16 protein-coding genes and 1 pseudogene are annotated in these 14,471 nt (G+C 44.0%); 1 reads left to right on the forward strand and 16 read right to left on the reverse strand.

Going from position 1 to position 14,471, the window contains the following annotated elements; all coding sequences use genetic code 11:
* Nucleotides 1-10: 10 nt before the first annotated feature.
* The 8 genes from D5281_RS03945 to D5281_RS03980 form a co-directional block, all read right to left on the reverse strand.
* Nucleotides 11-595 (reverse strand): hypothetical protein, encoded by a 585-nt coding sequence (locus D5281_RS03945; protein ID WP_160558838.1) that lies wholly within the window; start codon nt 593-595, stop codon nt 11-13.
* 281 nt (nt 596-876) lie between these two features.
* On the reverse strand, nt 877-1,257 hold the full coding sequence (locus D5281_RS03950; protein ID WP_160558839.1) for a YcxB family protein: 381 nt from the start codon (nt 1,255-1,257) through the stop codon (nt 877-879).
* A gap of 207 nt (nt 1,258-1,464) precedes the next feature.
* Nucleotides 1,465-1,680, reverse strand: a complete 216-nt coding sequence (locus D5281_RS03955) for an aspartate dehydrogenase (RefSeq protein WP_160558840.1) — start codon at nt 1,678-1,680, stop codon at nt 1,465-1,467.
* A gap of 23 nt (nt 1,681-1,703) precedes the next feature.
* Nucleotides 1,704-2,108: a lipoprotein gene (locus tag D5281_RS03960; protein WP_160558841.1), complete on the reverse strand. Its 405-nt coding sequence runs from the start codon at nt 2,106-2,108 to the stop codon at nt 1,704-1,706.
* A gap of 12 nt (nt 2,109-2,120) precedes the next feature.
* The gene (locus tag D5281_RS03965) at nt 2,121-2,354 is read right to left on the reverse strand and encodes a HEPN domain-containing protein (protein ID WP_160558842.1); all 234 of its coding nucleotides are present in this window, start codon (nt 2,352-2,354) and stop codon (nt 2,121-2,123) included.
* A gap of 3 nt (nt 2,355-2,357) precedes the next feature.
* Entirely contained in the window at nt 2,358-2,663 is a 306-nt protein-coding gene (locus D5281_RS03970; protein ID WP_277935158.1) for a nucleotidyltransferase domain-containing protein, read from the reverse strand.
* A gap of 95 nt (nt 2,664-2,758) precedes the next feature.
* Nucleotides 2,759-3,931: an alpha/beta hydrolase-fold protein gene (locus D5281_RS03975; protein ID WP_160558843.1), complete on the reverse strand. Its 1,173-nt coding sequence runs from the start codon at nt 3,929-3,931 to the stop codon at nt 2,759-2,761.
* Nucleotides 3,928-5,505, reverse strand: a complete 1,578-nt coding sequence (locus D5281_RS03980) for a L,D-transpeptidase family protein (RefSeq protein ID WP_160558844.1) — start codon at nt 5,503-5,505, stop codon at nt 3,928-3,930. The genes D5281_RS03975 and D5281_RS03980 overlap by 4 nt, the downstream gene beginning before the upstream one ends.
* A 393-nt stretch (nt 5,506-5,898) precedes the next feature.
* On the opposite strand from D5281_RS03980, the gene D5281_RS03985 reads away from it, so the two are divergent.
* Nucleotides 5,899-6,231, forward strand: coding sequence for a winged helix-turn-helix transcriptional regulator (locus D5281_RS03985; RefSeq protein WP_160558845.1), 333 nt, complete (start codon nt 5,899-5,901; stop codon nt 6,229-6,231).
* A 112-nt stretch (nt 6,232-6,343) separates the two neighbouring features.
* On the opposite strand, the gene D5281_RS03990 is transcribed toward D5281_RS03985, so the two are convergent.
* The 8 genes and pseudogenes from D5281_RS03990 to D5281_RS04025 form a co-directional block, all read right to left on the reverse strand.
* On the reverse strand, nt 6,344-7,759 hold the full coding sequence (locus D5281_RS03990; RefSeq protein ID WP_277935159.1) for an MATE family efflux transporter: 1,416 nt from the start codon (nt 7,757-7,759) through the stop codon (nt 6,344-6,346).
* Between the two features lie 233 nt (nt 7,760-7,992).
* Nucleotides 7,993-8,889: a 6-phosphogluconolactonase gene (locus tag D5281_RS03995; RefSeq protein ID WP_160558846.1), complete on the reverse strand. Its 897-nt coding sequence runs from the start codon at nt 8,887-8,889 to the stop codon at nt 7,993-7,995.
* A 101-nt stretch (nt 8,890-8,990) separates the two neighbouring features.
* Nucleotides 8,991-9,827 carry a carbohydrate ABC transporter permease gene (locus D5281_RS04000; protein ID WP_160558847.1) on the reverse strand — a complete coding sequence of 279 codons (837 nt, stop codon included), beginning with the start codon at nt 9,825-9,827 and terminating at the stop codon, nt 8,991-8,993.
* 13 nt (nt 9,828-9,840) lie between these two features.
* Entirely contained in the window at nt 9,841-10,719 is an 879-nt protein-coding gene (locus tag D5281_RS04005; RefSeq protein WP_160558848.1) for a carbohydrate ABC transporter permease, read from the reverse strand.
* Between the two features lie 209 nt (nt 10,720-10,928).
* Nucleotides 10,929-12,335 (reverse strand): extracellular solute-binding protein, encoded by a 1,407-nt coding sequence (locus D5281_RS04010; RefSeq protein ID WP_160558849.1) that lies wholly within the window; start codon nt 12,333-12,335, stop codon nt 10,929-10,931.
* Nucleotides 12,336-12,435: 100 nt separating this feature from the next.
* The gene (locus tag D5281_RS04015) at nt 12,436-13,458 is read right to left on the reverse strand and encodes an N-acetylglucosamine kinase (RefSeq protein WP_160558850.1); all 1,023 of its coding nucleotides are present in this window, start codon (nt 13,456-13,458) and stop codon (nt 12,436-12,438) included.
* Between the two features lie 367 nt (nt 13,459-13,825).
* A complete protein-coding gene (locus D5281_RS04020; protein ID WP_160558851.1) occupies nt 13,826-14,146 on the reverse strand; it encodes a DUF6618 family protein in 321 nt (106 codons plus the stop codon).
* Between the two features lie 20 nt (nt 14,147-14,166).
* Nucleotides 14,167-14,471, reverse strand: a pseudogene (locus tag D5281_RS04025) (AAA family ATPase); the annotation flags it as partial.

The following is a 14,471-nucleotide window of genomic DNA, read 5'->3' on the forward strand; positions in this document are numbered from 1 at the left end:
TGGTTTGTTTTCAGGCCGAGGCCATGGCCATCAGCTCCTGAATATACCTTACATCCTCCTGCCTGATATATCCTACTTTATTATAAGACAAAGCAAAATCCCCCTGGGTCACCGCATACCCTCTGTAAATATATTCTCCAAAGCCACAGTATACCGCAGCCGTATCCGTTAATACTTCATTTTCCCACGTATCCTTAAGATGGATTCCTTCATAATATAAATGAAGGTGGATTGCCTCATGGGCCAATATGGCAATTACCGTGTCCAACGTATACCGCGCCCTTAAATCCAGGCGGATGGTGGTAAAAGCAAGGTCCGTGGAAATCTGCCCTGCCCAGTCTGTCATAAGCTCGTCTATCACCACCAGTTTAATAAAATCCCCGTTGATGCCCAGATGCCCGCAGATACTGCACAAAAGCGCCTTCAAGTTTTCCTCATCCCTTATATTTTCCTTAAGAGCCCTAAGAATATCATCGGGTACAGTATACGCCTCGTACTCACGCTTTTCTCTCTTTTTTAAAAGTACTACACACTTCTGCAAAAGCTCCTTTGACACCTTACCAAAGGCACCGGAGGGAATCGGTGATTTATGCAAAATAAAACGCCTGATTATAAAATATGCCAATCCTATATAAGGTAATATGTTTAAAATATCATAAATTGATATATGATATAAAAAATATTGCAATCTATCCATTTTTTATACACTTTCCCGTTTTCGTCTTCCCGCAGCACAAACCATCGCCCTTTTGCTTTTTATCCTTCTGCATTTCCCACCAGTAAACCTGCATGCGGTACGCAGGCGCTTTTGCGTTGTAAGATTTTCACCACTGAAAGAACTTTCCTCCCTGCTTTTACAGCCCCGTTCACAGCAAGCTAAAATTCCGACCAAAAAATTGATACAAACAGCACAAAGGCCATTACAGCCGGAAGATACCGGATTATTCCGTAGATTTTCGATTGAAACGGTCTATGTTCCTTGATAAACTCCTTCAATTCAGCCAGGGTACCCTTGCGAAAGCCTGCCTTGTGGAGAATCACAATTCTTCTTTCTGTGAAAAAAAGAAGATACAAGCTGCGTGTCTGTCCTGTCCGTTTCAGCTCTTTGTAGGGAAGTTTTTGACTGAATTTTCCCTTTACTTCCACGTATTCATCATAAAAATTGATACTTCTTTTTGCGCTGGGAGCAAACAGCATCCGCTCTTTAAAACGTTTATCTCCCACCAGCTGTGGGAAGGATTTGATTAGAAGTATCATAGCGCCAGTCAGAGATGTGGACAGGCCAAAAAGCCATATTTCACGTCCCTTTGCGGAATCCCTGTTGCTTTTCGCAGATTAGCCAATAAACAGCTTGGAATATTTGTTTTTTCTAAGCGCCCTATGGCCAATGTGTGAAAAGAAGTGAATCCCTTTCTAAACGCAATAAGAAATCCACTCCTGTGTTGCAAATACTTCGCAAACATTCTAATATATTTTCCTTATCTGTGCAATCCCATACTTTTCCTGAAAAGCCTCCAGTTCCCGCACGCCCTTTATCAGGATTTCCTCCCTAAATTCACCGGTATGAATATTTTGAAAGCCTGCCACCTGCTCTCCGTTACAAATACTGCATTTTAGCACAGGTTTCCAGTTTTCTTTATCATACTCCACCACTGCTGTCTTTTTCTTTTTTCCAAACATTTCTCTCCCATACCTTCTCTTTGTCAGAACCTATTCCACCCATAATCCGACACAAGTCCGTCTGGAGCCTCCGTCACATTGACTTCCCGCAAAATCATTCCTTCGTTACAGTTGTTTTGTTCCAAAGACTCAATAATCCATTCCTCCGAAGAATACCCTTTCAATTCAAAAATATATACTCTTGCCCCATCCGAATATGCATCCGCAGGAATATCACAATACCCAATGCAACTGCCTGCATCTTCACTTTCATATGCACAATAAGGGACAAAGACTTTGTCCCCATAGAATAAATATGCGTATCCTTCTTCCTCATTTATCCCCTGCTCATATACAATAGGATGCTCGGGCAGCCGCGCCTTTAAGCCACATCCCCCAAGCAGACATAACGCTCCTATCATAAGCGCAAAAAAACTCCTTTTTCGCATATATCGCCTCTCCTATTCAGCCTGAAACATCCTCAGGCAGCGTTTGGATTCGCTTGGAATCCTATGTGTATTCGGAACTGTAACCCCAACACACTCAAGAACTCCTTTTATAATTTTTTCAACACTTTGCTGCAAATGATATGCGGCACTGTTAAAAAACATCTCATCGTTATGCTGCGTTTGATAGATTGTCCTGGCAACCTGATAATCCATATATGCACTTTTAAACAGTCTCACATCACACATTTTCTATTTCCTTTTTCGCACCTTACAGTTCCTGCAACCTGAATCCTTACTCTCATACAGCCGTAAACCTGTTCTGTCAATTTCCTCATACAGCCGGCTTTTGTGGTTAAGGTTTGTGATAATATCTACCTCACAATCAATCACCGGCTCCTTTTCCAGAGGTAAATTTTTATTGAATTTTTCAATATACAAATCAATATCACTGTTGCTGTTACAACTAAATTCCAAAGAGTTCCCATATAATACTATCTTTTTTAAATTACTGTCACCGGATAACTCTTCCAAAATTTTTTGTACTCTTTTCTGCATGATTGGATGCACACGGTTTGCGTGGTTAAACTAAACATCTTCTTTTACTTCAAAATCCCACATATTTTCAAAGTCATCCATCCAAACGTCCCCTTTTATTCCTGAAAAATCAACTGTGCAAAATCGTAAATACACATTCTCCAAACATTCCAGTCATGGGCGCCCGGATATTCTTTTCGGATATGGGGAATCTGTTTTTGCTTAAGCATTTCATCATCCGCCGCAAAATGCTCCCAATAGGGATCCTCTGTACCCATGGCGCGGAAACAGATGGGATACTGTCTTACAAATTCTTCTTTATTCTCTAAAAGCGCCAGATGAGAATTTCTGCTGGGTTCCCCATGGCTCATATCCATCTCGCCGCCTGATATAATATCCCTCATAAAACCGCTGAATATCCCTAAAGCACAGAAACAATCCGGATGTGTGAGTCCTATCATACTGGTCTGCATAGAACCCATAGACAATCCCGCCATAGCCCGCATCTCCTTCGTCTTTCCCACGCGGAATTTCTGTTCCACAAAAGGCATCACGTCCTGGAACAGCTCCTTTTCCAGCAAACGGAAATTTACCATCCGTTTTCCATTTTCCACGGTCTGCACCATGCCATTGCACATAACCACCACAAAGGGGACGGCCCTTCCTTCCGCTATCAGATTATCCAAAATAAAATGCATCTTTCCTGAGTTGGTCCAACCTATCTCATTTTCTCCATGCCCATGCTGTAAGTAAAGCACAGGGAATACCCGCTCCGTTTCCTTCTCGTAAATATAAGGCGTATAAACAATGCAGCTCTCCCATTCCCCTGTAACTTCTGAAAAGAAAAACTCCCTTCTCACACTGCCATGAGGCACATCCTTAATCTGGTAAAAGCTCTCCTCCGGTTTAGGCAGCGCCACATAGTTATAGGGTCTGCTATAACCATAAGTGATGGGCAGCATAGGCGTCAAAAATTCTGTTCCGTCCACAAGAAGCTGTACATACTGGATGCCTTTTCGGGAAGGGTAATCCATTTCCCATACCCCATCCTGATTCTTGGCACAGGGATACTCTTTTTCATCTATAAGAACCGCCACCCTTTTCGCATCCGGTGCGCTAAATTGAAGGCAGTAGGAGCCATCCTCCTTTAAGGCCACCGCCTCTACCTGCCCCTCAAAAGGCAGTACCCGGTCAAAGGCCAATATCTGCTCATTAACGTTGCTTTTTCCATCCTTCATTCCCATAAATTCTTTTCTCTCTTTCCGCGTTCGAATATTCTTAGATTTCATTCCGTTTCCCCTGCTTCTGCCGCCGGATCCGCCATAGTGCTATCTGGTGTTTCCATCTCCGCTCCTGGCTCCGCGCCCTGCGGCTCTACCGTTTCCTCCGCCGGCGGTGCCTGCTCCGTTCCGGGCAGCTGATAACAAATGACCGGCGTATCTTTCTCCACACAATGATAAATTTGCTCTGCAATGGAATAGGGCAGATTGATACAGCCATGGGAACCATTGGTCTGATAAATATTACCGCCAAATTCACTTCTCCATGTAGCATCATGCATCCCTACGTTATTATTAAAGGGCATCCAATAGGAAACCGGCGTCCTGTAATTTTCTCCCTTTAATGTGGCGTTCCTCTCCTTATAAGTGATTCCATAGATTCCTGTGGGCGTTCCGTTTCCTTTAGAAGGATTACCCGATACGAAATCGGACTCAAGGACACACACTCCATTTTGATATAAAAACAAATGCTGGGCCGTCAGATTAATTTCCACATAGGAATCCCCATAGTCCGGCGTTTCATAGGAAGCCGCCTTCTGTCTATAGACCGGAACCCGCTCTCCGCTTTCTCCGCGCTCCAGCATCCCGATCAGTTCTTCCGTCTCCTGTTCGGTATTCATCCACCAGCCATAATCTCCCAAGTCAATCGTCACTTCCTCTCCATAGCTGGTCAGGAATTTTCGCGGACGGAAAATGGTGTCATACTTTTTCCGCAAAGATGCCACATATCCCTCCGCCAAAGTCCGGTCAAAGGTCACCTTATCTCCATCTACCCCAATCCAGCTTACTATGGTATCTCCGTCCAAAACTTCCTTTTCCATTCCAAAAGTATAGGTAATCACAACATTCACATAGTTCTGAAGCTTTGCATAAGTTTCCTGAAGCTTTGCATCTTCCAGCGTGATCTCCGGTTCTTCATAGCAGCCGGCCTGATCGAAATCCACCTGTTCTTCCATCCCATCTACCGCTGCTTTTAGCACCTCTACGGTCTTATCACGGTTCAAACGATTTCCCTGGCTTTCGGCTACCAGTTCAAATCCGCTCCCCTCCACATAATCCGCTATGTACGCATCCGCCGACTCTTTGATGAACTCCTTTTGAAACCCTCGCAGTGCACCGATTCTTTCTAATAATGCCGCCTCATCGTAAAAAGGAAAGGCCTCTGTTTCATAGGAGGCGTCCTGCTTCAAAAACCACAGGTAGGTATTTTGCGCCTGCAAAATGACCTGCAATGGTTCTGTGGATCCATAAGAAATTCCAATCTCACTTCCCCGTATTTCCTCCTCTAAGGTTGTACCGTCCGCCTGACGCTCTATCACCCGGAGCGCATAATTTTGAATCTGTTCCTCCAGTTCCGGAATCGTCATGCCCGATACATCCACATGGTCAATCACTGTGCCGTTTAAAAACCGGTTCCGGTAATAACTCACCCCTGCCAAATAGATTACAAACAAGCACAGAACAGGCACAATGATCCCTGCTGACAAAATCAAAATATATTTTTTCCCTCTGCCCCGTTTCTTTCCTTTCGCCCCTTCTTTTCGCTTTCCGTCTGCTTTGATCTTTCCACTCTGCTTTTTCATTGGTACACCCCTACATGCCGCAAATACGGCTAATGTATTTATTTTAATAGTAACGCTCCAGCCTGGTCCGACTATTATATTTAGTATACCATAAAATGAACAAACTGTGTATTCCTATATGTGTTTATATCAGAATGCAAATAACGGCTCTGCCTTCAGCCAAACTGTTACTGAATCCGGCCACTCAAATTTTTCTGTTACTGCTGCCTGGCTTGTGCTTGACCGTAATATTGACTTTCAGATTAAATTATATTATAATTTTAGCAAATATAAGTTTAAAAACAAATACACTTATTTAAGTATGATACTTGTATAAAATCTTATACTTACATAAAAAAGTATATTAAAAAATAAAAGTTTTTCAACATACTACTGACAAAAAGGGGGATTCCTATGGGAGAACGCTGCATTTCTACCGAATGTCTGAACGATACCGGTTTCAGCTATACTTTATCTTTAATTAATGGGAAATATAAAATGACCATTCTTTATACTTTGATGGAATTTAAAGTCGTCCGCTTTAATGAAATGAAAAAATATATTGGAAATATTTCTTATAAGACCTTGAGTTCCACCTTGAAGGAATTGGAGGCTGACCAGCTTGTCCATCGGAAAGAATACCCGCAGATTCCTCCCAAGGTGGAATATTCTCTTACAGAGCGTGGAAAATCGCTGATTCCCATTTTAGATGAGATGTGCGAATGGGGATTGAAAAACCGAATTTGAAAAATCAGGTATATTTGGGAGCTGCCAAATCAGCTTCCATCCCAAGCATTGTCCTGCAGATGCCTTTTCCTGTTTCTGTCCTGAAAATTTTTCTAATCGTTTGTATCTTGTGTTACACCGTTGCTTTTGTTTCTTTCTCAGCTTCTATCACTTTACCTGCTTTTTTCTCTTTCTCCGCCATCTCTCGAAGCTCCTTTACCACCATCACAACAATCACCTGCGTCAAGATAAAGGTAAGTCCATCCGCTATCGGCTGAGCCAGTTGAAGTCCTCTCACCCCAAAAAGCTTTGGCAAGAGCAAAATCGCCGGGATAAAAAACAGTCCCTGCTTGCTGATGGCAGTCAGTGTTGCCCGAAAGCTGTAACCAATAGATTGGGTCAACATATTTCCAATTATCACATGTGCCTGAAAGGGAAGCAGGCAGCATTGCATTTTCAGTGCCAGTGCTCCGATGCGGATTACCTCTGCGTCCTCCTTTCTGAACAAACGCATAATCGGCGTGGAAACAGCAAACATGACCACGCCCATAACCAGCAAAAATACAAGGGCTACACGCCGGCAAAAAAAGTATGATTCCAGAACCCTGTCGTACCGCTTTGCTCCGAAATTAAATCCACATACCGGCTGGAAGCCCTGGCCAAAGCCAATCAAAGCCGAATTGATAAACATCATGATTCTTGTAACAATGGACATCGCCGCCACTGCCGCATCTCCAAACCCGGAAGATGCCACATTCAGAAGCACAGAGGCCACGCTGGCCAAACCCTGCCGCCCTAAAGTGGGTAGACCAGCAGAGAGAATTTCTTTGTATACCCAGCCCTGAAAAGTAAAATAGCCCGGCAACGGCTTTAATACATTTTTTGAGCGGACTACCAAAACCAACAAAATCATAAAGCTCACGAACTGGCTAAAAATTGTGGCAATAGCCGCCCCGGAAATTCCCATTTCAAATCCAAAAATCAAAACAGGGTCCAAAATAACATTGAGCACGCCTCCCGTTGTAATACCTATCATGGAAAGAGTCGCATTTCCCTGTGAACGGAGATGATTGTTAAATACAAAGGAAACCGTCATATAGGGCGCTGCAATCAATATGTACCTGCCATAGTCCTTAGCGTAAGGAGCAATGGTTTCCGTTGCCCCTAAAACCCGAACCAGTCTGTCAATATTAGAAATGCCCAAAACAGCCAGGGCAAGCCCAAAAGCAAAAGCCGTGTACACCGCCGTTGAGCAAGCTCTTTGGGCCTTTTCCTGCTCTCTGGCGCCAAGCATTCTAGACATATAATTTCCACTTCCCATACCAAGTGTAAAACCAATGGCCTGGATCATAGCCATCAGAGAAAAGTTCACACCTACCGCACCGGAAGCGCTTGTGCTTAGCTGGCTCACAAAAAAAGTGTCCGCCATATTATATATAGAAGATATCAGCATACTGATAATCGTTGGTACTGCCAGTCTTGGTATCAGGCGGCTGACAGGCGTCTCTACCATCATCTTGTACTTTTCTTCATAACTCATTGCTTTCATCCTAATCCTCCATTCTTGCCGGTAACACTCAAAATGTATACATGCCAATCTGCTCCTTTATCATTTTTTCATTATAATACAAAATTCCTAAAAATAACAATGCAAAATACGCCCTAAATATCCTTCTTTCATCATGGGATTAAGAAAATATTTAGAGCATATATTATCCGTCACAAGCTGTGAAATCTATCATTCTGGCACAATTTCTATCATCCTGCTAACTTAAGTTTGATTTATTCCTTATGAAAAATCAAATCTTTTACTTTCTCTGCTGCTGCCTCATCCAGTACCACCTTTCCTCCTGGCAGAAGCTTTAATACCGTTCCGGGAATTTCATCTGTAGGCCTGCTCTTATACATTCGTTCCACAATGTCCTTTTTGGCGGTTCCACAAACCTGCAGGATTACCTGCTTTGCTTCAAACATATGATGCACGCCTAACGTAATTCCTCTGGTCAGCTTCACGGGGCCGGAAAAATATTTCTGTCCCACATGCATAGTCGTCTCAGAGAGCTCCACTACCTTTGCGTAGTCTTCGAAATTTCCTCCTGGCTCATTCAGCCCCAGATGTCCGTTCATCCCAAGCCCTAACAGCATAAGATCTATTCCGCCATGCTTAAAAATAATTTCATCCATTCTCGCACATTCCTTCTCAAAATCCTCCGCGTGGATATCAAACAAATGCATTTTTTCCGGCCGGATACCAAGCGGATTGTACAGATGCTTTCTTAAAAAATTCGTGCAATTTTCACTCTCGTCTTCTAAATCCAGCCATTCATCCAATGCCACAAAGTCTGCCTGCGAAAAATCAATTTCCCCTTTATCCTGCATCTCCTTTAAAATTTCGCAGGTCCTAATCACCGTACTTCCTGCCGGGAAACAGAGCAGTGCATCCGGCTTCTGTAAAAGACATTCCTTCACCAGCTCTGCGCACCGAGCGGACATTCCCTCATTATCCGGCAGAATCTCTGTGTCGGGAAACCTGACCGGAAGCGATGCACCTAATTTTATGGCTGTCTCCTCCATACAATTGCACAAAGTTCCTTCTTCCTTGCTGTGGGCGATACATGCCACACAATTATTTCTATATTTGCAGGGTACATTAGGACAATTACAAATACCTTTCATCATCAACCTCCATACCGCAACTGGCGGCCTATTTTATGTCTTAGAAATTTTTCATCTTTAAAAGATGGCTTAGTCTTTCTCCTGGAATACGCTCGAAAAACACTCTAACCTTTTACCGCTCCCATTGCCAGACTCTTTTGAATATTTTTACTCAAAAAAACATAGAGTACCAGCGTTGGGATGGTTGCAATCGTAAGGCCCGCTCCGATTAATCCCCATTTTGTGGAATATTTTCCCACCATATCATTGACGCCCACCGTGATCGTCTTATATTTCTCACCGCTTACAAAGGCAATGGCCAGCATCATTTCATTCCATGATGACAAAAATGTCAAAATCGCCACAGTAGATAAAATCGGTTTCATCAGCGGCATGATAATCTGCCAGAATACCCGGTAAATATTAGCGCCATCAATAAAGGCCGCCTCCTCCAATTCCTTAGGCAAAGCCTCCAATGAACCCACCATCAGCAAGATAGCCGTAGGCATGGCGAACGCCACATAAGGAATAATAAGCGCCCAATATGTATCAAGCAAAGGCTTCATATTCACAAATAAAGGCAAAAGCACTGCATGAATCGACAGCATCATGCCAGTTAAAAAAATGAAATACACCGCATTGCTTAATTTCCATTTAAGCCGCACAATTGCGTAAGTAGCCATTGCGGACAAGATAAGTGTAAATACGATTGTAAACCCTGTAACCACTACACTGTTAAATAAATACCTGCCCAGATGCGCTTTGTCAAATATCTTTACATAATTATCCCACTCCCAATTTTCCGGCAGTCCAATGATGTTACCGCCAAAGATTTCCTTGTTGCTTTTTAAGGAAAAGGTGAACATCCAGTAAAGCGGAAACAGCTGAATTGCTGTGACAATCAGTAAAAGGACGGTGGTAATCAGTCCGGTTTTTTTCAATTTTGTTTTTTCTCTTTTCATCCGGTTCCTCCTCCTAATCCTTTTGTATATGGTTAAATATCTTCTGCACAATGAAGGTAAACAGCAAGCACTCTAAAATAATGAAAATTGCAATCGCGCTGGCATAACCATATTCATTGCTGATAAATATTTTCTTGTACATCAAAAGGGACGGAACCTCCGATGCATGCACCGGTCCTCCATTCGTCAAAATGTAAATCAGGTCAAATGATTTAAGCGATCCTATAATCGCAAAAATAACACAGGCCTTGATCATGGGAACAATCATAGGTATAATAACTCTCCATGCTGTCTGGAATCTGGTTGCTCCATCTACCTGAGCCGCCTCGATAATCTCCGGTGATATAGACTTTGCAGCAGAGTAAAACAAAAGCATATGATAGCCTATGTACTGCCACACCATAGGCACAAAGCAGGCCACAAGAGCCGTTCCTTCACTTCCCAGCCACTCTCTTTTAAGAGATGCAAGTCCCAATGCCTCCAGTCCTATGTTTAAAAGGCCATAGGAGGGATGGTAAATTTTCATCCACAGATGGGCAATAATTGTCCCGGATATAATAACCGGCACAAAAAACGCATTGCGATAAAAATTCTCTCCCCTTACTCCGCCTGCCAATACCAGCGCAAGCACCATAGAAATAGGAAGCTGAATAAACACAGAAGCCGCCGCCAGCAAAATAGAATTCCACACCGCCTTAAAAAACAGCGGGTCGCCAAACATCTTCACATAGTTGCTAACCCCAATCAATTTCGCGTCCCCTATCCCGTCCCAGTCAAGAAGGCTATAGCCTGCGGATTGGAAAACAGGCAAAAGCGCAATCAAACAAAACCATATAAGAGCTGGCAGTACAAAAAAACAGATTGCTTTTTTATCCTTTAACGCACGTTCCATACTGATCCTCCACGCTTCCAATAACACTCAAATTGTATGCATGCAAAGCATGCTATGTGTACAAAGTACTCTACACGTAAGCACAAATTTAACTAAATCTATTTAGAAAATTTTATTCGTTATTTTAACGACTATTTTAGAGACAGGAGGCTGCGGCAAAATTCCTTCTCATCTATTTTTTGCAGCAGCCTCTATCTCATCCCCTGGTGTTATTCAGCTTCGCTTCCTTTTACTTCCTCTTGGGCTGCCTGCATACCTGCTGCAAATTCTTCCGGTGAAGTGGTTCCTGCAATCAGTCCCTGGAGCAGTTCATAATGCGCTTCAATAGCCGCTCCCTCAAGGAATGTATCCCAGGCAAGCACATAACCGTCTGCATTTTTAATCAGTTCCTCCACCTGACGAAGTGTAGGGCTAACCTCCGACTCATCTACGTCTACCTTCCACGCCGGCAGACTGTCACCGATCTTATATGCTTCCTCAGACATATACTTTGTAATTCCAACTGCAAATTCATAGGCAACGTCCGGATTAGCTGTATTTGCATTGATCATCATCATATCGATCGCGCCGCCTGAAAAACTGTTGATACCACCTTTTCCGCCTTCCACTGCCGGCATGGGAACTGCCTTAATAAGACCCTGAATCTCGTTTTCTTCGCTGTCACATCCTGAAGAAACCCAGCTTCCGCCAAAGTACATAGGGATAAGTCCCATATAAAATTCTTCCTGTGACTCCTCGGAACCAAGTCCCAATGTTCCGTCCGGGAAAGCACCTGCCTCATTGAGCTCACACAAAAGCTCTGCAGATTTTACGATTCCTTCTGTGTCTAATGTTTCTTCTCCCTGAAGGGCACGGTTCATGTAATCAGCACCCTCTGTGCGCACAGCAAGTGCATTTTGAATCATTCCAATGTGCCATCCTTCCTTTGCGCCAAGCACCATAGGGGTTACGCCTGCCGCCCGGAAAGTCTTTACCGCTTCCAGCAGTTCATCAAAAGTCTCCGGAATCTTAACATTATATTCTTCAAATAATTCTTCGTTGCAGAACAGTGCGCCTGCCCACTGCTTTAACGGTAATCCATAGGTTTTTCCGTCATAGGTTCCATAGGTCAAGGTTCCGTCAAGGAGCTCGTCCTTTGTGCCATATTTCTCCATCAAATCATCCAGCGGTAAAACCACGCCTGCATCTACGTAAGCCTTTGCGTATCCGCCGCCCCAGCACATAAACACGTCTCCCTGTGCGCCGGTAGCTGCCGCTACTTTCAGTTTATTATTCTGATATTCCACTTCCTGTGTTGCCACAGATTCAATATGTACGTTAGGATGCTCATCTTCAAACAATTCTACATAACTTTCAACGATAGCGCCCATCTCTGCATCCGGCCAGATATGCCAGAAGGTCAAATTGATTTCTTCTCCTGAATCTGCCACGCTCTCCCCAGGAGACTTTTCATCCTCATTCTGCTGCGTATCTTCCGCTTCCTGCTCATTTTCTGTTTCCTGTTCAGTCGCATTGCCTGAGCCTGCACTGCTTCCACCGCCTGATGACCCACATCCAACCATGGACAAAACCATTGCTCCTGTCAGTATAAGACCTAACAACTTTTTCAACTTCATACTTTTTCTCCTTCTCTTTTTTATATTTTTATCATTGTATTTTTATCCTGCCGCTTCACGCAGCAGAAACCACATGAATAGGTGAAACACATAAGTTCATTTAATGCTTTCCGATATTGCAAGTCAGTCTTCTTATTGGAAATTTATTACTTGTTTCTTCCATATTTTTGTAAATTTCCTCCGGTATTTCTCCATACACAATTTGAAGTCCCATGACGACTGCCCCCATTACCGGCTCAAATACGGCTTCTATCACATTGGCGCCGGGAATTACACGTAAGATTTCCTCTTTCACCTTCGCCTGAAATTCCTGAAATTTGCATTTAAAAATGCTTCCCGATAAAACAATGTCCATCTTTTCTCCACAAATACCCATTTTCCTTGCACGGGCCGTCAAGTAGCCTGCAATCACTTTCCCATAATTCTTCCAGATACCGGCTGCTACTTCATCTCCGCCGCAGGCTTCTTCCTCTATTATCATAGGCAGTTTTAAATAATCATCGCTTGTGATTTTTCCCTTCACCCGCATAAAAAGCAGTTCGTCCACTGTTTCCGCCTGAAAATGTGTAAGCAGCCTCTGGGTCAGTGCTGTTTCCGGAAGCAGTCCCATATGGGAATCAAACACCGCCTGCACTGCCATTTTTCCAAGACTCCATCCTCCTTGGTATTCATCCGGGATATAAAATCCATACGCAAAACATGCGTCACCACTTTGCACAGCACAGTTAAGACCTGAGCCAGCGCACAAAATTCCGCAACGCTTTTCTCTTGTGGCCGCCCGCATAGCAATTATGCTGTCATTTACCACCTTTATCTGAGCCTTTGGAAAATACTTCTGTATACCGCTCTCCAGCAAAGCAACCTCATAGTCCCAATCAATTCCTGTCAGTCCACCTACTACTGTGGTCACATCCTCAAGGGAAAGCTGACAGCTGCCAAGTGCATCTTCGAAAGCCTCCAATATTGCCTTTAAAGCGTATTCCAGACTACTGCTGGAATGACAGGCTCCGTAGCTTTTTCCCATTCCAAGGATTCTTCCCTCTAAGTCCGCTACAACGGCGTGGGTTTTACTCCCTCCCTGATCAATTCCCAAAACGTATTCCATATGCGCTCCTCTTGTCATCTTAATCCTTCCTGTTTCCAATAGTGTTAATAACTTCATGAGCTGTCACAGATTCGACCTCACCTGCTGTCGTGAAATCACCCATTTTCCTGTCACACAATCAATTGTATATACAACTATTTATTTCCAGTCTATAGCAGCTCTCTGAACTGCATTTTCCATGTTTCTATCTTATATTGTCTGACTCTTTCGAACCATGCCTCTCTTATCTGCGCTGGAAATTGTTCCAACATCCATGTACAATTCATGCAGGAAAGCCGCCCAGATCATTCCGGACGGCCTGTTTTTCCTGTTCCCCTATGAAATTGTCCCCATTCCCCGCACACTTCGCCAAACAGACGTTTTGCGTATAGTTGGCCTGCTCCCCTTACAGCCAGTCCCTCCCTGTATACCCGGATAATGCCCGCAGGGCGTGCGCAACAGTTACTGCATCCGTCCCATTCATGTGCGCTGACAGCCTCTCCCTGTTCCAAAACAGGTCTGACAGCCTGCCCAGCGGGCATCCTGTGTCAATGTCCGGTATACAGATATACTGGCCGTTCATATATTTGCCTATTACCGCATTTATGCAGCTGTCCCTGCCATAAATTAGAAGCTCTGCCATGCAGGTGCTGTGTCTTTTTACCACAACCTCCCCCAGCCATCTCTCTTCCCCTTTTTCCGCCGGGATGGTGCATACAAACTCCATGCGCCCCTCCGGCCAGGCCGTCACCCCGCACCTCCCAGCATCTCGTGGTCTGCCACAAAACGCACCATACGCTCATCCGCCAGGCGTTTCTGCTGCTGGCATGCATACATCAGTGTTTTTTCACAGATCCGGTTTATCATCCTTGGGATGCCGGCTGATATCTTATAAACCTCATCCTCCGCTCCGCTGGTAAATATCTCCTTCCCAGCGCCGGAATACGCAAGATGCGCAGCAATATATTTCCCTGTTTCCGCCCTGTCAAGCCTGCCCAGCACAATGTTCATGTCTATCCTCTGGCGTATGGCAGCATATGCCTGCAGGCGCA

This window comes from Parablautia muri, assembly GCF_009917485.1.
In the GTDB taxonomy this organism is placed as follows: Bacteria; Bacillota; Clostridia; order Lachnospirales; family Lachnospiraceae; genus Suilimivivens; species Suilimivivens muri.

What these genes read in the sequence shown, in the direction of transcription:
- D5281_RS03995 (WP_160558846.1), bottom strand. Translation starts at nt 8,889, where the DNA reads ATGATGAAAGGTATTTGTAATTGTCCTAATGTACCCTGCAAATATAGA.
- D5281_RS03965 (WP_160558842.1), bottom strand. Translation starts at nt 2,354, where the DNA reads ATGTGTGATGTGAGACTGTTTAAAAGTGCATATATGGATTATCAGGTT.
- D5281_RS03975 (WP_160558843.1), bottom strand. Translation starts at nt 3,931, where the DNA reads ATGAAATCTAAGAATATTCGAACGCGGAAAGAGAGAAAAGAATTTATG.
- D5281_RS03990 (WP_277935159.1), bottom strand. Translation starts at nt 7,759, where the DNA reads ATGAAAGCAATGAGTTATGAAGAAAAGTACAAGATGATGGTAGAGACG.
- D5281_RS04015 (WP_160558850.1), bottom strand. Translation starts at nt 13,458, where the DNA reads ATGACAAGAGGAGCGCATATGGAATACGTTTTGGGAATTGATCAGGGA.
- D5281_RS03970 (WP_277935158.1), bottom strand. Translation starts at nt 2,663, where the DNA reads ATGCAGAAAAGAGTACAAAAAATTTTGGAAGAGTTATCCGGTGACAGT.
- D5281_RS03980 (WP_160558844.1), bottom strand. Translation starts at nt 5,505, where the DNA reads ATGAAAAAGCAGAGTGGAAAGATCAAAGCAGACGGAAAGCGAAAAGAA.
- D5281_RS03950 (WP_160558839.1), bottom strand. Translation starts at nt 1,257, where the DNA reads ATGATACTTCTAATCAAATCCTTCCCACAGCTGGTGGGAGATAAACGT.
- D5281_RS04020 (WP_160558851.1), bottom strand. Translation starts at nt 14,146, where the DNA reads ATGGAGTTTGTATGCACCATCCCGGCGGAAAAAGGGGAAGAGAGATGG.
- D5281_RS04005 (WP_160558848.1), bottom strand. Translation starts at nt 10,719, where the DNA reads ATGGAACGTGCGTTAAAGGATAAAAAAGCAATCTGTTTTTTTGTACTG.
- D5281_RS03985 (WP_160558845.1), top strand. Translation starts at nt 5,899, where the DNA reads ATGGGAGAACGCTGCATTTCTACCGAATGTCTGAACGATACCGGTTTC.
- D5281_RS03955 (WP_160558840.1), bottom strand. Translation starts at nt 1,680, where the DNA reads ATGTTTGGAAAAAAGAAAAAGACAGCAGTGGTGGAGTATGATAAAGAA.
- D5281_RS04010 (WP_160558849.1), bottom strand. Translation starts at nt 12,335, where the DNA reads ATGAAGTTGAAAAAGTTGTTAGGTCTTATACTGACAGGAGCAATGGTT.
- D5281_RS03960 (WP_160558841.1), bottom strand. Translation starts at nt 2,108, where the DNA reads ATGCGAAAAAGGAGTTTTTTTGCGCTTATGATAGGAGCGTTATGTCTG.
- D5281_RS04000 (WP_160558847.1), bottom strand. Translation starts at nt 9,827, where the DNA reads ATGAAAAGAGAAAAAACAAAATTGAAAAAAACCGGACTGATTACCACC.